The sequence below is a fragment of the Mycolicibacter virginiensis genome (genome assembly GCF_022374935.2).
GTDB classification, from domain to species: Bacteria; Actinomycetota; Actinomycetes; order Mycobacteriales; family Mycobacteriaceae; genus Mycobacterium; species Mycobacterium virginiense.
This window is the reverse complement of the sequence record NZ_CP092430.2, coordinates 3,921,679-3,939,405: the sequence shown is the minus strand read 5'-3', so window position 1 is coordinate 3,939,405 and position 17,727 is coordinate 3,921,679. Positions and strand designations below refer to the sequence as shown.

At 67.7% G+C, this 17,727-nt stretch carries 18 protein-coding genes and 2 pseudogenes; 14 read left to right on the top strand and 6 right to left on the bottom strand.

Annotated features, from left to right (window positions below):
* Window position 1: 1 nt before the first annotated feature.
* The 3 genes and pseudogenes from MJO54_RS19150 to MJO54_RS19140 form a co-directional block, all read right to left on the bottom strand.
* Window positions 2-1,651: a medium-chain acyl-CoA ligase Mig gene (locus MJO54_RS19150; protein WP_046285379.1), complete on the bottom strand. Its 1,650-nt coding sequence runs from the start codon at window positions 1,649-1,651 to the stop codon at window positions 2-4.
* Window positions 1,639-2,256 carry a cysteine hydrolase family protein gene (locus tag MJO54_RS19145; RefSeq protein ID WP_240175327.1) on the bottom strand — a complete coding sequence of 206 codons (618 nt, stop codon included), beginning with the start codon at window positions 2,254-2,256 and terminating at the stop codon, window positions 1,639-1,641. The genes MJO54_RS19150 and MJO54_RS19145 overlap by 13 nt, the downstream gene beginning before the upstream one ends.
* Window positions 2,253-3,264, bottom strand: a pseudogene (locus tag MJO54_RS19140) (aromatic ring-hydroxylating oxygenase subunit alpha). The gene MJO54_RS19145 and the pseudogene MJO54_RS19140 overlap by 4 nt, the downstream one beginning before the upstream one ends.
* A 91-nt stretch (window positions 3,265-3,355) precedes the next feature.
* Here MJO54_RS19140 and MJO54_RS23850 point away from each other — a divergent pair.
* Window positions 3,356-3,427: pseudogene (locus tag MJO54_RS23850) on the top strand (nuclear transport factor 2 family protein); the annotation flags it as partial.
* Window positions 3,424-4,470, top strand: coding sequence for a TIGR03857 family LLM class F420-dependent oxidoreductase (locus tag MJO54_RS19135; protein WP_240175326.1), 1,047 nt, complete (start codon window positions 3,424-3,426; stop codon window positions 4,468-4,470). The pseudogene MJO54_RS23850 and the gene MJO54_RS19135, both read left to right, overlap by 4 nt.
* 10 nt (window positions 4,471-4,480) lie before the next feature.
* Here the strand turns inward: MJO54_RS19135 and mftR are convergent, their stop codons facing one another.
* Window positions 4,481-5,077, bottom strand: coding sequence for a mycofactocin system transcriptional regulator MftR (mftR, locus tag MJO54_RS19130; RefSeq protein ID WP_064888746.1), 597 nt, complete (start codon window positions 5,075-5,077; stop codon window positions 4,481-4,483).
* A 105-nt stretch (window positions 5,078-5,182) separates the two neighbouring features.
* Between mftR and mftA the strand changes: the two genes are divergently transcribed.
* The 7 genes from mftA to mftG all read left to right on the top strand — a co-directional run bounded on the left by mftA (window position 5,183) and on the right by mftG (window position 11,764).
* Window positions 5,183-5,278 carry a mycofactocin precursor MftA gene (gene mftA, locus MJO54_RS19125; protein WP_081654424.1) on the top strand — a complete coding sequence of 32 codons (96 nt, stop codon included), beginning with the start codon at window positions 5,183-5,185 and terminating at the stop codon, window positions 5,276-5,278.
* A gap of 2 nt (window positions 5,279-5,280) precedes the next feature.
* Entirely contained in the window at window positions 5,281-5,586 is a 306-nt protein-coding gene (gene mftB / locus MJO54_RS19120) for a mycofactocin biosynthesis chaperone MftB (RefSeq protein ID WP_240176003.1), read from the top strand.
* Window positions 5,583-6,764 (top strand): mycofactocin radical SAM maturase, encoded by a 1,182-nt coding sequence (mftC, locus tag MJO54_RS19115; protein WP_064888749.1) that lies wholly within the window; start codon window positions 5,583-5,585, stop codon window positions 6,762-6,764. Before mftB ends, mftC begins: the two co-directional genes overlap by 4 nt.
* A gap of 2 nt (window positions 6,765-6,766) precedes the next feature.
* Window positions 6,767-7,957, top strand: coding sequence for a pre-mycofactocin synthase MftD (mftD, locus tag MJO54_RS19110; RefSeq protein ID WP_065153114.1), 1,191 nt, complete (start codon window positions 6,767-6,769; stop codon window positions 7,955-7,957).
* Between the two features lie 196 nt (window positions 7,958-8,153).
* Window positions 8,154-8,900: a mycofactocin biosynthesis peptidyl-dipeptidase MftE gene (gene mftE / locus MJO54_RS19105; RefSeq protein ID WP_240175325.1), complete on the top strand. Its 747-nt coding sequence runs from the start codon at window positions 8,154-8,156 to the stop codon at window positions 8,898-8,900.
* Window positions 8,897-10,309 (top strand): mycofactocin biosynthesis glycosyltransferase MftF, encoded by a 1,413-nt coding sequence (mftF, locus tag MJO54_RS19100; protein WP_240175324.1) that lies wholly within the window; start codon window positions 8,897-8,899, stop codon window positions 10,307-10,309. Before mftE ends, mftF begins: the two co-directional genes overlap by 4 nt.
* Before the next feature lie 6 nt (window positions 10,310-10,315).
* Complete coding sequence (mftG, locus tag MJO54_RS19095; protein WP_046285388.1) at window positions 10,316-11,764, top strand: mycofactocin dehydrogenase MftG; 1,449 nt, start codon at window positions 10,316-10,318, stop codon at window positions 11,762-11,764.
* On the opposite strand, the gene MJO54_RS19090 is transcribed toward mftG, so the two are convergent.
* Window positions 11,746-12,999: a cytochrome P450 gene (locus tag MJO54_RS19090; protein ID WP_064888753.1), complete on the bottom strand. Its 1,254-nt coding sequence runs from the start codon at window positions 12,997-12,999 to the stop codon at window positions 11,746-11,748. The genes mftG and MJO54_RS19090 overlap by 19 nt on opposite strands.
* A gap of 114 nt (window positions 13,000-13,113) precedes the next feature.
* Here MJO54_RS19090 and MJO54_RS19085 point away from each other — a divergent pair, with 114 nt between their 5' ends.
* Window positions 13,114-14,766: a carboxylesterase/lipase family protein gene (locus MJO54_RS19085; protein ID WP_240175323.1), complete on the top strand. Its 1,653-nt coding sequence runs from the start codon at window positions 13,114-13,116 to the stop codon at window positions 14,764-14,766.
* A 24-nt stretch (window positions 14,767-14,790) separates the two neighbouring features.
* Here MJO54_RS19085 and MJO54_RS19080 read toward each other — a convergent pair whose 3' ends face one another.
* A complete protein-coding gene (locus tag MJO54_RS19080) occupies window positions 14,791-15,303 on the bottom strand; it encodes a hotdog fold domain-containing protein (protein WP_240175322.1) in 513 nt (170 codons plus the stop codon).
* Window positions 15,304-15,765: 462 nt separating this feature from the next.
* On the opposite strand from MJO54_RS19080, the gene rpsJ reads away from it, so the two are divergent.
* The 4 genes from rpsJ to rplW are packed head-to-tail and all read left to right on the top strand — an operon-like array spanning window position 15,766 to window position 17,709.
* Window positions 15,766-16,071: a 30S ribosomal protein S10 gene (rpsJ, locus tag MJO54_RS19075; RefSeq protein WP_003883485.1), complete on the top strand. Its 306-nt coding sequence runs from the start codon at window positions 15,766-15,768 to the stop codon at window positions 16,069-16,071.
* A 26-nt stretch (window positions 16,072-16,097) separates the two neighbouring features.
* A complete protein-coding gene (gene rplC, locus MJO54_RS19070) occupies window positions 16,098-16,751 on the top strand; it encodes a 50S ribosomal protein L3 (RefSeq protein WP_046285392.1) in 654 nt (217 codons plus the stop codon).
* Window positions 16,751-17,407, top strand: coding sequence for a 50S ribosomal protein L4 (gene rplD / locus MJO54_RS19065; RefSeq protein WP_240175321.1), 657 nt, complete (start codon window positions 16,751-16,753; stop codon window positions 17,405-17,407). The genes rplC and rplD overlap by 1 nt, the downstream gene beginning before the upstream one ends.
* Window positions 17,407-17,709 carry a 50S ribosomal protein L23 gene (rplW, locus tag MJO54_RS19060; RefSeq protein WP_046285394.1) on the top strand — a complete coding sequence of 101 codons (303 nt, stop codon included), beginning with the start codon at window positions 17,407-17,409 and terminating at the stop codon, window positions 17,707-17,709. Before rplD ends, rplW begins: the two co-directional genes overlap by 1 nt.
* Window positions 17,710-17,727: the final 18 nt, after the last annotated feature.

Here is a 17,727-nt window from a genome sequence, read left to right as displayed (position 1 = left end):
GCTAGCCCTGCTCGGCCTGTTCGCGCGCCCACCGGTAGTCGGCCTTGCCGGCCGGGCTGCGCACGATCGTCGACCGGAACACGACTGCTTTGGGCAGCTTGTAGCGGGCCAGTGACCCGCCGGCGTGCTCGATGAGTTCGGCGGCCGTGACGGCGGCATTCTCGGCAAGGGCCACCACGGCCACCACCTCCTGGCCCCAGCGTTCACTGGGCCGGCCCGCGACCACCACGTCGACGACACCCGGATGTGAGGCGAGCGCCGTCTCGACTTCCTCGGCGAAGATCTTCTCCCCACCGGAGTTGATCGTCACCGAATCCCGGCCGAGCAGCTCGATCGAACCGTCGTCCAGGTGCCGGGCCCGGTCGCCGGGAACGGCGAAGCGCGCCCCGTCGATCACCGGGAACGTCGCGGCGGTCTTGGTTGCATCGCCCTTGTAACCCAGCGGGACGTAGCCGCGCTGGCCGAGCCAGCCCAGCCCGTCGTGCCCGGGTTGCAGCACGGCCCCTAGGTCCTCGGCCACCACGCAGGTGTCCGGTCCGCCGGCGAAGGTTCCGGTGGAGACGGCACCCGAGGTCGACATGTGACGCATCTGGGCGCCGGTCTCCGACGAGCCGACCCCGTCGATCACCATGGCGCCGGGCAGGGTCTCGACGATCTGCTGTTTGACATATGGCGTCAGCAGGGCGCCGCCGTTGGCCACCACCAGCAGCGACGACACGTCGGCGCTGCCCTTGCGGATCGCATCCAGCAGCGGCCGGGCCATCGCGTCGCCGACCACGGTCACCGACATCACTTTTTCCCGCTCTATGGCGCGTACCACGTCATCGGCGTCGAAATGGTCCACAACCGAAGGGAAGACCAGGGTTTGGCCAGTGTTGATTGCGGTCATCACGGCCCACTGCGCGGCGCCGTGGATCAGCGGCGGCAGGATCATCAGCTTGATCCCCGGGTTCGCCCCGGCCGGCCCCACGATGTCATCGATGGAGCTGACCTCTTCGGCGGTCATCAAGTTGCGGCCACCGAACGAGCCCATGAAGATGTCGTGCTGACGCCAGAGCACGCCCTTGGGCATCCCGGTGGTGCCACCGGTGTAGAGCACATACAGGTCGTCGGGCGAGGGTTGCACCGGCGGCGGCTCCGGGGAGCTTTCCGCCAGCACCGTCTCGTAGTCGACCGCCCCGTCGAGCAGGGCGTTGCCGGAGTCGTCGGCGATCTGGATCAGCACCTTGAGCTGGGGAAGCTCGGGGAGCACCTCGGCCAGGGTGGGGGCGAACGCGGCGTGATATACCAGCGCGGTGGCGCCGGAATCAGCCAGCAGGTAGGCCAATTCCTTGCGCACGTAGCGGTAGTTGACGTTGAACGGCGCCACCCGGGCCCGGAAGCTGCCCAGCAGGGTCTCGACGAACTCGTTGCCGTTGTAGGCGTAGATCCCCAACAGATCCTGGCCGGTCTCGTGCGCAGACAGGTCCGACCGCGGCGTGTGGCACCCCAGCCCGCGAGAGTGCAGGTAGGACGCCAGCCGGTTGGACCGCTCGAGGATCTGCGCATAGGTGTAGCGTCGGTCGCCCTGGATGATCATGTCGCGGTCGGGAATCGCCGCGGCCACGGCGTCGGTGACCTCCGGCACGGTGAACTGGGTCAGGGTTGCCACGTGTCCATCAGCTCCTGTGTGGTGGTGATCGTCGCCAGCAGCGACAGCGTGTTGTCGATGATGGCAGCACCGTACTCGGCCGGGACACCGGCCACCGCGTCGCGGGGCACCACCACGCGGTAGGCGGCGTTGATCGCGTCCATCACCAGGTTGGGGATGGCGACGTTCAGCGAGACCCCCACCGCGACAACGGTGGATATTCCCAGGTTGCGCAGGATCGCATCCAGATCGGTTCCGCCCATCGGCCCGAGGCCGTGGTAGCGGCTGAGTACCAGGTCAGCCGGCTCCGGCCCGAACTCGGGCAGCAGGGTGGCACCGGCGCTGCCCGGATCGATGCGCACCGCGCGGCGGCCGGCGGAAAACAACCGCGCGTTGTGGTTGGAACCCAAGCCGTCCGGGCGACGGTGCACCAGGCAGTGCACCACCGCAACGCCGACCGACCGCGCCGCCGGCAGCAGCCGGCTGATGTTGGGCAATGCCTCACGGCGCGCCTCGTCGGCGAGGGCCGCCAAGCCGGCGTCGGGCCCCACCACCGCGCCCTGCAGCTCCTGGGTGATCAGTGCGGTGTGCGCAGGCGCTACCAGGTCCGCCAGCCCGGCGGTCATCTCAAGACGGCCTCGGTGGGCGGCACATCGTAAAACTGTGTAGCCCATTTCCGCAGCGTCATAAACGGGTTTCGCGTCGACTTTGGACAGTGCCGGATTCTGGATGTAGCGCTGGTAGCGCCAGATTCCCAGGTCGTCTTCGACGGTGGTCAGGAACTGCTTCTCGACCCGCGCGCGCACGTCATCCGGCGGTGCCTCGGAGTCATCACCGGGAATCCGCGGCCACCAGATCGAATAGAACAGGTCCGAGCGGCCCTCGTCGACCGGGGTGCAGGTGAAGATCAGCCGATGCTGCTGCACGCCCTCGAAGATGCTGATCGCCCCGCCAAGCCCGAACAGATGGCTGTGGAACCGCAACGCCATCTGCTCCGGGTCGTCGGCGCGCTCGTCGGGCCAGCCTGCGACGAACTGCCATTCCTGGTCGGCCATCTTCCAATCGAGCACCCTCGGCGTCACCGTCGCGTGGTGCACGTACTGGAAATGTGCGCTGTCAGCGGCATTCTCGGCGACGATCTGCGGGTGGACCGGTTCGCCCTCCAGGCGTCGGGAGAATTCCGGGTAGGCCCGGTAGTAGTCCTGCGGGCCGGCGGTGAACTGGGGAAACTTGCCGAAGATGTCGGGCATCTCCCAGTGGGGTTCGGCGCCGTCGGGGTGGTGCCATGCGAACACGCAGCCGTGCTGTTCGCGGACCGGGTAGACCCGCAGGCGCAACGCCTTGTTCGGCCGGTCCGGCTGATAGGGGATGAATTTGTTGCAGCCGTCGGGGCCCCACTGCCAGCCATGGAACGGGCACTCGACGCGGTCTTCGACCACCGTGCCGCCGTGGCCCAGGTGGGCGCCCATGTGCTTGCAGTGCGCCTCCATCACATGCAGTTCGCCGTCGGCGTCGCGGTAGGCGACCAAGTCCTCGCCGAAGTAGTGCAGGGCCCGGGTCGTTCCGGCGGCGAACTCCGGTGACCAGCCGATCATGAACCAGCCGGTGACCTTCCAGGTGAACGGAACCTTCATCGCATTTCCTCCCACGGCATCCAACTGAATACCGTACCGTAAACCCATCGATAGGCAACCCTGCGGAAGTGTCGACGAAAGGCGGCCGAACGTGTTCCGCGTGATCGACGGCAGGATCACCGAGGTGTGGAATTGCGGCTACAAGCAAGGGGTTTGGGCATGACTGAACGGGTCCTCGACGAACTGGGCTACTACTTGCTGGCCGGCGCCGGCGGGGAAGGTCCGGCCGCGCTGATGGATGAAGCCCGCCGTGGCGAGGACCTCGGGTTCGGGACCGCGTTCATCTCCGAACGCTGGAACGTCAAAGAGGCATCGTCGCTGGTCGGGGCCGCGTGTGCGGTCACCGGCCGGATGCAGATCGCCACCGCGGCAACCAATCACAACACCCGCCATCCGTTGATCACCGCGTCATGGGCAACCACCATGCACCGACTGTCGCGGGGACGGTTCACCCTGGGCATCGGCCGCGGCGTGGCTGCCATGTACGCCGCATTCGGGATCCCGAACGTCACCACCGCGCAGATGGCCGACTTCGCACAGGTGATGCGCCGACTCTGGCAAGGCGAGGTGATCTTCAACCACGACGGGCCGATCGGCCGCTATCAGGTGCTGTTCTTGGACCCGGACTTCGCCGAAGACATCCGGCTGGCGCTGGTGGCATTCGGGCCGAAGACGCTCGAGCTGGGCGGAGCGTTCTTCGACGACGTCATCCTGCACACCTACTTCACTCCGGAGACCTTGCAGCGCAGCGTGAAAACGGTGAAGGACGCCGCGGAACGAGCCGGCCGCGACCCGGCGAGCGTGCGGGTGTGGTCGTGTTTCGCCACGGTGGGCGATCACCTGCCCGAAGAGCTGCGGCTGAAAAAGACCGTGGCGCGGCTGGCCACCTACCTGCAGGGCTACGGCGATCTGCTGGTGCGCACCAACAACTGGGACCCGGCGGTGCTGCAGCGCTTCCGCGAGGACCCGGTGGTGACGTCGATTCCGGGCGGTATCGACCACAAGGCCAGCGCCGCGCAGATCGAGCACATCGCGACGTTGATCCCCGACGAGTGGCTTCAGCCGGCGGCCACCGGTACGGCGCGGCGCTGCGCCGAGCGCATCCGCCAGGAGTTCGACTACGGCGCCGACGCGCTGATCATGCACGGCGCCACCCCTGACGAGCTGGAGCCGGTAGTGGCCGCCTATCGCGATATCGCGGGGTAGATGCTGACGCTCAGTCCAGGCCGCCGCGGATCGCGTCGAACGCGTCGCCGAGAACCTGTGGCAACACCAGCGACTCATCGCCGAGCCAGCGTTCGTAAGCGCTGAGCGCCACCCCCAGCATCATCCACGCCACCGTCTGCGGCCGCAGGTCATCAGGGTCCAGACCCGCCCGGCGTGCCACGAACTCCGCGATGACGCTGCGCCAGCCGGCGTACATCGTCATCGAGTAGGCCTGCAGCTCATCGGTCTGCAGGATCACCCGCATCCGCCGGCGGTGGCGCGCCGTCTCGCTCTCGCCGAACGTGTTGAACGCCAACAGCGCCGCACGCAGCGCGTCACCGAGTGGCGCTCCGGGTTCGATACCGTCCAGCAGTTCCCGTAGCTGGTGCAGGTGCGCGTCGAAGTCGCCCCACGGGATGGCGTTCTTCGAGGCGTAGTACCGGAACACCGTGCGACGGCCGATGCCGGCGGCCTGCGCCACGTCATCAACGCTGACCTCGCCGAATCCGCGGGCGGCGAACAGGTCGATCGCCACGTCGGTGATGTGCTGCGGCGTGGTGGAGCGGCGCCGCCCGGCGCGGGGGTGCGGACCCGGCGTACCGCCCATCTCACAGCCCCACTTCCTTTACGGCACTCGATGCCATATTCTGTCCGAGATTGTGACCGACACGACAGTCCTTTGTCGAACCCGAACGTGAGAAAGGCCCGCGTCATGGACCAGAACCAGCAGAACGACACCAATGCCGAGCTCGTCACCGAAAGCCTGGTCGAAGAGGTGTCCATCGACGGCATGTGCGGCGTCTACTGACCATGCCGGAGGTCGCCGTGGCCTCGGAGGCAACAGTGTTCGACCCCGACCGCGGCTGGGAGCTGCACCCGCAGGTGGCGCTCCGCCCGGAGCCGTTTGGTGCGCTGCTGTACCACTTCGGCACCCGTAAGTTGTCGTTCCTGAAGAACCGCACCATCGTCGAGGTGGTGCGGTCTCTTCCGGACCACGACGATGTCCGATCCGCCTGCCGCGCAGCCGGAGTCGACGATGCCGATCAGGGTCCGTACCTGCATGCGCTGGGCGTGCTGGCGGACTCGAAGATGCTGATGCCCAGGGAGGGCCAATGACATCCGTGGCACCGGTGCCCCGGCTTATCGAACAATTCGAGCACGGGCTTGACGCTCCGATCTGCCTGACGTGGGAGCTGACCTACGCCTGCAACCTGGCGTGCGTGCACTGCCTGTCCTCGTCGGGCAAGCGCGATCCCCGCGAGCTGTCCACGCGGCAGTGCAAAGACATCATCGACGAGCTGGAACGCATGCAGGTGTTCTACGTCAACATCGGTGGCGGGGAACCCACAGTGCGCTCGGACTTTTGGGAGCTGGTGGACTATGCCACCGAGCACCACGTCGGCGTGAAGTTCTCCACCAACGGCCTGCGGATCACCCCCGAGGTGGCGGCCAAGCTGGCGGCCAGCGACTACGTCGACGTCCAGATCTCCCTGGACGGTGCCACCGCAGAGGTCAACGACCCGATCCGTGGCCCCGGCTCGTTCGATATGGCGATCCGGGCGCTGGAGAACCTGGCCGCGGCCGGATTCTCCGACGCCAAGATCTCGGTCGTCGCGACCCGCCACAACATCGACCAGCTTGACGACTTTGCCGAGTTGGCCAGCCGCTATGGTGCGACGCTGCGGATCACCCGACTGCGGCCGTCGGGGCGAGGCGCCGATGTGTGGGACGACCTGCACCCGACCGCCGACCAGCAGGTCCAGCTCTACGACTGGCTGGTGGCCAACGGGGAGCGGGTGCTCACCGGTGACTCCTTCTTCCACCTGTCCGGACTTGGCGCGCCCGGCGCGCTGGCCGGGCTGAACATGTGTGGCGCCGGGCGCGTGGTGTGCCTCATCGACCCCGTCGGTGATGTCTACGCCTGTCCCTTCGCCATCCACGACCGCTTCTTGGCCGGAAACGTGCTGTCCGACGGAGGTTTCGACAACGTCTGGAAGCACGCTCCGCTGTTTCGTGAACTGCGGGAGCCGCAGTCCGCCGGCGCCTGCGGAAGCTGCGACCACTACGACAGCTGCCGGGGCGGCTGCATGGCCGCAAAGTTCTTCACCGGACTGCCGCTGGATGGACCGGATCCGGAATGCGTCCAGGGCTACGGCGCACCCGCGCTGGCTGCCGATCGCACCAAGCCCCGCCCGGCCGCGGACCATTCCCGCGGCAAGCCGATCACCACTGTGGTGCCGTTGACGCTGTCCATGCGTCCGCCGGCCCGCCTCTGCAATGAAAGTCCCATCTGATAATGGCTCGTGATGTCTGGTTCGAAACTGTTGCTATTGCCCAGGAACGAGCCAAAAAGCGGCTCCCGAAGTCTGCCTACTCCTCGCTGATCTCGGCCAGTGAAAAGGGCCTGACGGTCAGCGACAACGTGGCGGCGTTCAGCGAACTGGGATTCGCCCCGCATGTGGTGGGTGCGCCTGCCAGTCGCGAACTGTCGACAACGGTTATGGGGCAAGAGATCTCGATGCCGGTGATGATCTCGCCGACTGGAGTGCAGGCGGTCGACCCGGATGGCGAGGTAGCCGTCGCGCGCGCGGCGGCGGCGCGCGGCACCGCGATGGGTCTCTCGTCATTTGCCAGCAAGCCGATGGAAGAGGTCATCGCGGCCAACCCCAAGACCTTCTTTCAGATCTATTGGCTGGGCGGTCGCGACGCGATTGCTCAGCGGGTGGAGCGCGCCCGGGCGGCCGGGGCCGTCGGGATGATCGCCACCACCGACTGGAGCTTCTCGCACGGGCGGGACTGGGGCAGCCCCACCATCCCGGAGAAGATGGATCTCAAGACCATGGTCAAGATGATGCCGGAGGCTCTCACCAGGCCGGGATGGTTCCTGCGGTGGGCCAAGACCATGCGTCCGCCGAGCCTGCGGGTGCCCAACCAGGCGGGCCGCGGCGAGGCGGGGCCGCCGTTCTTCCAGGCTTATGGGGAGTGGATGGGTACCCCACCGCCCACCTGGGAAGATATCGCCTGGCTGCGTGAGCTGTGGGGCGGGCCGTTCATGCTCAAGGGCGTGATGCGGGTGGACGATGCGAAACGTGCTGTGGATGCCGGTGTTTCGGCGATCTCAGTCTCCAATCACGGCGGCAACAACCTGGACGGCACCCCGGCGGCGATCCGGGCTCTGCCGGCCATCGCCGAGGCCGTGGGCGACCAGATCGAGGTGTTGCTGGACGGTGGCATCCGACGGGGCAGCGACGTCGTCAAGGCGGTGGCGCTGGGAGCCCGTGCCGTGATGATCGGACGCGCCTACCTGTGGGGGCTGGGCGCCGCCGGACAGCCCGGGGTGGAGAACGTGTTGGACATCCTCCGGGGCGGCATCGACTCGGCCCTGATGGGCCTCGGCCGGGCCTCGGTGCACGATCTGTCGACGGACGACATCCTGATTCCGGCCGGATTCACCCGGGCGCTGGGCGTGCCCAACGCTGAGGTCTAGTCGTGATGGCTCCGGTCCGCCGTTCGTCGGACTGGAGCGCCCACCTGCTAAATCAGGGCCAATCCTGATACGCCCGTGGCGGACGGGACGGACGTGATCAGCCGGGAGCATTTCGAGCCCCTGGCGCGAAAAATTTACGGCGGTCGTACTCGTCAACAACTGGTGTACGACAGGTGAATTCGCTTACCATCGTCCGATGGCGGTTGGCGGCGAGCTCGGTGGTTCGACCTGGAGCGAGCTGCAGAACCGGCTACAGGGTCAGCTGTCGGGGCAAGGGATGATGCTTCTGGTCCCGGTGGGGTCGACCGAGCAGCACGGCCCGCACCTACCGCTGGACACCGATACCCGGGTCGCGCAGGCGCTCGCCCAGGAGCTGGCCGAGCGGTCGCCCGGGGCCGGGCCGGGGCAGGGCTGGGCGGTCGCGCCGGCCATTGCCTACGGGGCCAGCGGCGAGCATCAGAGCTTTGCCGGCACCATCTCGATCGGCACCGAGGCGCTGATCCAGCTTTTGCTGGAGTACGGCCGCTCGGCCTGCTGCTGGGCGCGGCGGGTGGTTTTCGTCAACGGCCACGGCGGCAATGTGCCCGCCTTGATCGAGGCGGTAGGCCGGCTTCGGTTCGAAGGCCGCGACGTGGCGTGGCTCCCGTGTGCCGCTCCGGGGGCCGATGCCCATGCCGGCCACACTGAAACGTCTCTGCTGCTGCATCTTTCGCCCGACAGTGTCAGGTTTGACCGGGCGCTTCCGGGCAACAGCGCGCCATTGGTGCAACTGCTGCCCGCGATGCGCGAGGGCGGTGTTGCCGCGGTGAGTGCCGTCGGCGTGCTGGGGGACCCGACCACCGCCACGGCAGTCGAGGGGCAACGACTCTTCGGCGAGATGACCGAGGCCGGCCTGGCGGCCCTCGGCGCCTGGGCGCCCGGGCCCGACGGGATGCTGCGATGACCGCGGCTAGGCTGCCGGACGGTTTCGCCGTGCAGGTCGACCGGAAGGTGCGGGTGCTGGGGCGGGGATCCACGCTTCTGGGCGGTTCGCCGACCCGGCTGCTGCGGTTGGCGCCGGCCGCCCAGGGCATGTTGTCCGACGGCCGGTTGGAGGTACGCGACGCCGTCAGCGCACAACTGGCCCGTACCCTGCTCGACGCCACCGTTGCCCACCCCCGGCCCGCAGGTGGGCCATCGTATCGCGACGTGACGGTGGTTATCCCGGTGCGAGACAACATCGTCGGGCTGCAACGGCTGGTAGCGGCACTTCGCGGCCTACGTGTCGTGGTGGTGGACGACGGATCGCAGGTCCCGATCCGCCAAGAGGATCTGACCGCTGCCCACTGCTGCGAGGTGCAGGTGCTGCGCCACGAGGAGAACCGGGGGCCGGCGGCCGCGCGCAACACCGGGTTGATGGCCTGCACGACAGATTTCGTGGCGTTCCTGGATTCCGACGTGCTGCCGCGCCGGGGCTGGCTGGAGGCACTGCTGGGGCACTTCTGCGACCCGGCCGTGGCCCTGGTCGCCCCCCGCATTGTCGGTATGGCCGACAGCGGTCACCTGGTCGCGCGGTACGAGGCCATCCGCTCGTCGCTGGACCTGGGTGGCTGCGAGGCGCCGGTGGTGCCTTACGGCAAGGTCGCCTACGTCCCCAGTGCGGCGATCATCTGCCGCTCCAGCACGCTACGGGAGCTGGGCGGCTTCGACGAGGCGTTGCATTCCGGCGAAGACGTCGACCTGTGCTGGCGGTTAGTGGACGCCGGCAGCAGGCTGCGCTATGAGCCGATTGCGCAGGTCGCCCACGATCATCGGATAGAGCTGCGGGATTGGGTGGCGCGCAAGGCTTTTTACGGGGGCTCGGCGGCGCCGCTGTCCGCCCGTCATCCCGACAAGGCCGCACCCATGGTGATCTCGGGTTGGGCGCTGGCGGGCTGGGCGCTGATGGCGCTCGGCTCGGCGGTGGGCTATCTGGTCTCGTTGGCGATCGCCGCGATGACCGGACACCGGGTTGCCCGATCTATGCGCGGCCCGGACACCGCGCCGGCAGATGTGCTGATGGTGACGTTGCGCGGCCTGGCGAGCGCCGGGCTGCAGCTCGCCTCGGCCCTGTGCCGGCACTACTGGCCGGTCGCCCTGCTGGCCGCCTGCGTGTCACAGCGATGCCGCCGGGCGCTTCTGCTGGCGGCGGTCGCCGACGGGGTGGTGGACTGGCTGCGGCACGCGCGCAGTGAGGACGATTCCCGGCCCCTGGGGCTGCCGGCCTATCTGCTGCTCAAGCGAGTCGACGATCTGGCATACGGCGCCGGCCTGTGGACCGGGGTGGTGCGCGAACGCAATATTGCCGCACTCAAGCCGCAGATCCGCAGCTAGGCCGCCTTGACCGTTCCGGTGGTACACAGCGATGCGCTGGTGGTGGGGGCTGGAAGCGCGGGATCGATTGTCGCGACCATGCTCTCGTCGGATCCCTCCTACACCGTCACGGTGGTCGAATCGGGCCCAGGTCTGGAGGATCCGGTCCTGGCCGCGCAGACCGCCGACGCGCTGAGGTTGCCGATCGGGCCGGCCAGCCGGCTGGTGCGTCGGTACCGCGCCGAGCTGATCAGCAGAGCCGACAATGCGCTGACGATCGTGCGCGGCGCGACCGTCGGAGGCTCCGGCGCGGTCAACGGAGGGTACTTCTGCCGGGGGCTCCCGGCAGACTTTGCCGGCTACCCCGCGGGCTGGTCGTGGCCGCAACTGCTGGAGTCCTTTCGGGCCGTCGAGACCGACCTTGACTTCCAGGGCCCCCAACACGGCGATGCGGGCCCGATACCGGTTCGTCGCACCCGTGAAATGTGCGACAACACAAAGCGATTCAATGATGCCGTACAGCGAGCCGGGTTTGGTTGGATCGATGACCTCAATGACGCGACGCTGACGACACAATCCGGCGCCGGAGCGGTGCCACTCAACGTCACTGAGGACGGCGTGCGTACCGGACCGGGTGCCGCATACCTGCGGCCCGCGCTGTCGCGGCCTAACCTCGCGGTACTCACGCAGACCCGAGCGGTACGTGTTGCCATCGAAGCCGATCGAGCTATCGCAGTCGAAGCGGTCGGTGAGCAGGGCCCCATGACGCTGACGGCGGATCGAATCGTGTTGTGCGCCGGGGCGATCGGCTCAGCGCATCTGTTGATGCTGTCCGGTGTCGGTGAGGAGAAGATGTTGCGCGATGCGGGAGTCGCGGTAAGGGCAGCGCTTCCCGTCGGCACGCACTGTGCCGATCACCCGGAATGGCTGGTGGCAGCGGAATGGCCAGGCACGCCGGGTCGCCCCGTACTGGAGACCGTGCTGCACCATGAGAACTTGGAGATCCGGCCCTACACAGCCGGTTTCGCCACGATGGTCGGGGAGACCGACACGCCCGATCAGCCGCAGATCGGGGTGGCGCTGATGACTCCGCGAACTCGCGGCCGGATAAGCCTGATCTCGGCGGATCCGCAGGTAGCGCCCCGCATCGAACACCGCTATGACACCGAACCCGAAGATCTGGTGGCGTTGCGCCGCGGCGTGGACCTGGTCAAGCAGATACTGGCGTTGCGAGGCGTTGGTGGCGAACCGCGCTGGTCGACATCACAGCACCTGTGCGGTAGCGCGCCGATCGGCGCCGACGGCGACCAGGCGGCGGTGCTCGACGCGCAGTGTCGGGTGCGTGGCATCGACGGGCTGTGGGTGATCGACGGCTCGGCGCTGCCCCGGATCACCAGTCGCGGGCCGCACGCGACGATCGCGATGCTCGCGCACCGTGCCGCGACACTGCTGTCAGGTCAGGGCCGGAGCCGGTAGCGGATCGGCAGGTGCTTGAGGCCGCCGACGAACGTCGTCGACACCGACTGCGGCTCGCCGGCCAGTTCGATGGCTTCCAGCCGCGGCAACAACGCGCTGAAGAAGCTGTTGATCTCCATGCGTGCCAAGGCCGAACCCACGCAGAAATGCACGCCGTGACCGAACGCCAGATGCTTGTTCGGGTCGCGGCCGACGTCGAACGCGAACGGGTCATCGAACACGTCCTCGTCGCGGTTGGCCGAAACGTAGGACAGGTAGACCGATTCGCCCTCGGCGATCGGCACGCCGCGGACCTCGGTGTCCGCGGTGGCGGTACGCATGAATTCCTTGACCGGCGTCACCCAGCGGATGATCTCCTCGACCGCAGTGGGCATCAGGCGCAGGTCGGAGCGGAGCCGCTCGCGCTGATCAGGGTGCTCGACGAGTGCGCGCAGGCCGCCACTGATCGCCGCGCTGGTGGTGTCGTGGCCGGCGGTGGCGATGATGACGTAGTAGGAGGCGGTGTCCACGTCCGACAGCGGTGCGCCGTCGATGGTCGCGTTGGCGATCGTGGAGGCCAGGTCCTCGGTGGGTTGTGCTCGCCGTGCCGCGGTCAACGCCCCGAAATAAGAGAAGAAGTCGAGCAGCACCGGCAGCTGCTCCTCGGGAGTCAACCCGCGGCGATACTCCTCGTCGTCGCCGCCGAACAGTTCCTGGGTCAACCGCAGCATGCGGCCGAAGTCCGTCTCCGGCAGGCCCAGCAGCGACATGATCACGAACAGCGGGTAGTTGACCGCGACCTCCTGGACGAAGTCGCACTCCGGGCCGAGCTGCACCATCTTCTCGACGTACTGCAGGGCGAGCTCGTCAATGCGCGTCTTGAGCATTCGCATCGCCTTGGGGCGGAACCAATCTGAGACGATTGCGCGCATCTTGTGGTGTTGCGGATCGTCCATGTGGATCAGGGTCCGCAGACCCATTCCGGACTCCAGCAGGGAGCGCTGCAGGTCGTCGGCGTCGGCGGGCGCCAGCACCGGACGCGGTGCGTTGATCCACAGCTGGTTGTCGCGTTCGATCTCCATGATGTCGGCGTGGCGGGTGATGGCCCAGAACGGGCGGTAGGGCCGATGATCGACCAGGGACACCGGTGCGTGTGCGCGCAGGTGGGTCAGGGCTGCGTGCAGACGAGGTTCATCGGCATAGGCGCTGGGGTCGACGAATACCCGGGCGGCCTGGTCGATGATCGGTGTGCTCATACCCTGCTCCTCGCCGATATTTTTGACACGTGTCAGGTTTGAGCCCAGTGTTGCGGATCACCGGCCGTCGTGGCGGCGCTTTGGGCTGATCCACCCCGATTAGGCTCTTCGGTCATGTCGATCGGATCGTGCCGGTGGGGTCGCCGGGTCGGCGCCGTCGTCCTGGCGCTGACTGCGGTGTTGGCCGGCGGCTGCGCGCGCTCGGACGGGGCGGCGTCGCACCGGAGCGTGGGGCCGCGGGCTGTCGCGCTCAACGCCGACGTGGTGCGGACCGGCTCCGGCCTGGTGAGGGGAACCGTCGGTCCGGATCACCGGCTGTTTCAAGGGATCCCGTACGCCGCGCCGCCGGTCGGGCCGTTGCGGTGGCAACGACCGGCGCCGATGCCGGCGTGGCCGGGTGTGCGTGACGCGGTCAGACGCGGGCCCTGGTGCATCCAGCCCGACGCTGCCGACGTCGATCCGATCAGCGAAGACTGCCTGACGCTCAACGTCTGGACGCCCACCGGCTCGTCCGCCGAACCGCTACCGGTCATGGTGTGGATCCACGGCGGCAGTTTCATGCGGGGGGCCGGCGACATCTACCACGCGCAACGGCTTGCCGTCCGGGGACGCATCGTCGTCGTCACGATGAACTATCGGCTGGGGGCGCTCGGCTTCCTGGCCGACCCGGCGCTGGGGGACCCCGGCAACTATGGGCTGGCCGACCAGCAGGCGGCCCTGCGTTGGGTTCGCGACAACATCGACGAATTCGGCGGCGACCCAGACAAAGTGACGATCGCCGGCGAATCCGCCGGTGGCATGTCGGTCTGTGACCATCTGGCCGCCCCGGACTCGGCGGGCCTGTTTCGGGCCGCCATCATTCAGAGTGGGCCGTGCCAGGCCCAGGTCGAGGTGCCCGAGGCGCAGCGGATCAGCCGCGAATACGCCGAGTCCCTGGGGTGCGGCGAACGGGCCACGGCGCCGCACGACCCTGACGAGCTGACTGCGTCGTGTCTGCGGGCGCTGCCGCCCGACCGGTTGGCCAAGCCGCTGTGGTACTCCCGGTTCGGCACCGATTACCTCAGCGGGCCGGTGGTCGGCGGCGCGCTGCTGCCCAAGGATCCGGTGCGGGCGTTCCGGGAATCTCCGGCAGAGGGCGGCCCCGCGGGCAAGCCGGTGTTGCTGGGGGTCAACCGTGATGAGTTCACCATGTTCGTCGCGCTGCGGTATCTGCGCGTCGGACAGGAGATCACCGCCGCCGAATACCCGGACGAGCTGGCCGACACCTTCGGTCGCGACTCCGCCGCCGCGGTAGCCGAGCACTATCCGCCGGGCCGGTTCGACGGCAGCGTCTCGCTGGCCTACGCGGCCGCTGCCACTGACGACATCTTCGCCTGCCTGGCCGACCGGATGGCGCGCGGCCTGGCCGGCGGCGCGCCCGTCTACGGCTACGAATTCGACGACCCGCACGCCCCGGCCCCGGAGTTGTACGACCAGGTGCCGTTCCCGATCGGCGCCACCCACTCGCTGGAGATGCGCTATCTCTTCGACATCGGCGGCGCCCCGCCTCTGGACTCCGCCCAGCGCCGGCTGTCCGACCAGATGATCGAGTACTGGACAGGGTTCGTCGTCACCGGTGCGCCGATCGCCGTCGACCAGCCCGACTGGCCCGCGATCGGAGCCGGGCCCGACCGGCGGTGGATGTCACTGCGCACCGACGGCAGTCGGATGATCACCGACTACGCCGCTGAGCACCAGTGCGACTTCTGGGCGACGATCCGCGGCTGACCCTTACTTCTTCGTCGCCGTGCTTCACGCTCGACGGGGGAGCGGGCCCGGCTCGCCCGTGATCTGGGCCGGCGTCACCCAGGTGGTGATATCGGCGTGCACCACCTCGACGCCCGCCTTGTCGGTGATGCTGACCGGCACCACCACTTCGGTGCCTTCGGTGATCGCGCTGAAGTCCGGTGGGTCCAGCCGGGCCGTTGCCCGCAACGACGTCGTCGCCTTGGCCAGGTAAGCCACGTTCATCGCCTTGGGAATCCAGCGGTGACTGCGCGGCACGGTGGCCTCCATCAACATCCCCATCGCGACTTCGGCCGCGTTGCAGGACGCGATCGCGTGCACGGTGTGCAGGTGGTTGTAGACGAACGGCCACTTGGGCACCAGCACCTCGGCCAGCCCGGGCTCCATTCGGACCACGTGCGGAAGCACCGAGGCGAAGTAGGGGACCCGGGCCATCGCCGCGGCCGAGAACAGCCGGGTGCCGCCGGGGATGCCCGCCAGCCGTCGCCATGCCTGATAAGTACTGGTAGATCCGGTCACGCCTCGCGATCTTACCGGCAAGTAAGATCAGCTTCCGGGCCGCTCACCGGCGGCTGGCCGCAAGGTCCGGGAACGCTATCGCTGGGTTGATGCTGCGGCTCCAGCCTGGCCTCTCCGTCATCGAGCCTCGCTAAACCGCGGGGATTTGGCCGCTGACCCGATCTGGGGCATACTATTCAGGTTCGCCTGCGCCGGGGTTGTCCCTGGCCGGGCATACGACCAGCGCCCACCCGGGCGCGTCCGGTCCCATTCTCGCCGTACGGAGCATTTTCGCCGTGCACGGGGCCGTGTGAGGGCGACACGCCCGACCGCGGGGACCGGTGGACCAGGACAGGTAAACAGCGGCGGCAGCGCCCAGCGCAGTGTCGACACCGGGCCCACGGGTCCGAAAAGGTAGCGACGAGCTGGGGCACAAAGGGTTCGAAAAACGGACCCCCTTTGCAGGAGTGAGGTAGCAGAAGCGTGGCGGGACAAAAGATCCGCATCAGGCTCAAGGCCTACGACCACGAGGCGATTGACGCCTCGGCGCGCAAGATCGTTGAGACGGTCACTCGTACCGGTGCGTCCGTAGTCGGCCCGGTGCCACTGCCGACCGAAAAGAACGTGTATTGCGTTATCCGGTCCCCGCACAAGTACAAGGACTCGCGGGAGCACTTCGAGATGCGCACCCACAAGCGGCTGATCGACATCCTCGATCCCACGCCGAAGACCGTTGACGCTTTGATGCGCATCGATCTGCCGGCCAGCGTCGACGTCAATATCCAATAGATCCCAGTAGGAAGCTACCGAAAACCATGGCACGCAAAGGTATTTTGGGTACCAAACTGGGCATGACGCAGGTGTTCGACGAGAACAACAAGGTCGTGCCGGTCACGGTCGTCAAGGCCGGGCCAAACGTGGTGACCCGCATCCGTACCCCCGAGCGCGACGGCTACAGCGCCGTGCAGCTCGCCTACGGCGAGATCAGCCCCCGCAAGGTGAACAAGCCGGTCACCGGTCAGTACGCCGCCGCGGGTGTGAACCCCCGCCGTCACCTCGCCGAGCTGCGGCTCGACGACGAGGCCGCCGCGGCCGCGTACGAGGTCGGCCAGGAACTGACCGCCGAGATTTTCAGTGACGGCAGCTACGTCGACGTCACCGGAACTTCCAAGGGCAAAGGCTACGCCGGCACCATGAAGCGGCACGGCTTCCGTGGCCAGGGCGCCGGTCACGGCGCTCAGGCGGTGCACCGCCGGCCGGGTTCGATCGGTGGCTGCTCGACCCCCGGCCGGGTGTTCAAGGGCACCCGGATGTCGGGCCGGATGGGCAGCGACCGTGTCACCACCCAGAACCTGGTGGTGCACAAGGTCGACGCCGAGAACGGTGTGCTGTTGATCAAGGGCGCCATTCCGGGCCGCAACGGTGGGCTGGTTCTGGTCCGCAGCGCGATCAAAAAGGGTGAGAAGTAATGGCCGGCATCAAGATTGACGTCAAGACTCCGGACGGCAAGTCCAGCGGCTCGGTTGAGCTGCCCGCCGAGCTGTTCGACGCTCCCGCCAACATCGCGCTCATGCACCAGGTGGTGATCGCTCAGTTGGCCGCGGCCCGTCAGGGTACGCACTCGACCAAGACCCGCGGTGAGGTCAGCGGCGGTGGCCGTAAGCCTTACCGGCAGAAGGGAACCGGCCGGGCCCGTCAGGGTTCGACCCGGGCGCCGCAGTTCACCGGTGGTGGCGTGGTGCACGGCCCCAAGCCGCGCGACTACAGCCAGCGCACCCCGAAGAAGATGATCGCCGCCGCCCTGCGCGGAGCGTTGTCGGACCGGGCGCGCAACGGCCGGATCCACGCGGTCACCGAACTGGTGAGCGGACAGACCCCGTCGACCAAGGACGCCAAGATGTTCCTGGGCTCGATCACTGACCGCAAGCAGGTGCTGGTGGTCATCGGCCGGGCCGACGAGACGGGCGCCAAGAGCGTGCGCAACCTGCCGGGTGTGCACATCCTGTCCCCGGACCAGCTCAACACCCACGATGTGCTGCGTGCCGACGACGTGGTGTTCAGCGTCGAGGCTCTGAACTCCTACATCGAGGCTCACACCGCCAAAACCGAGGAGGTTTCGGCCTGATGGCGACCATCACCGACCCCCGCGACATCATCCTCGCGCCGGTCATCTCCGAGAAGTCCTACGGACTGATCGAGGACAACGTGTACACGTTCGTGGTGCACCCGGACTCGAACAAGACGCAGATCAAGATCGCGATCGAGAAGATCTTCGCGGTCAAGGTTTCGTCGGTGAACACCGCGAACCGGCCGGGCAAGCGCAAGCGGTCCCGGACCGGCTACGGCAAGCGCAAGGACACCAAGCGCGCCATTGTGACTCTGGCGCCCGGCAGCAAGCCGATCGACCTGTTCGCCGCACCGGCCTGACCGGAGTGAGAGAGAGAT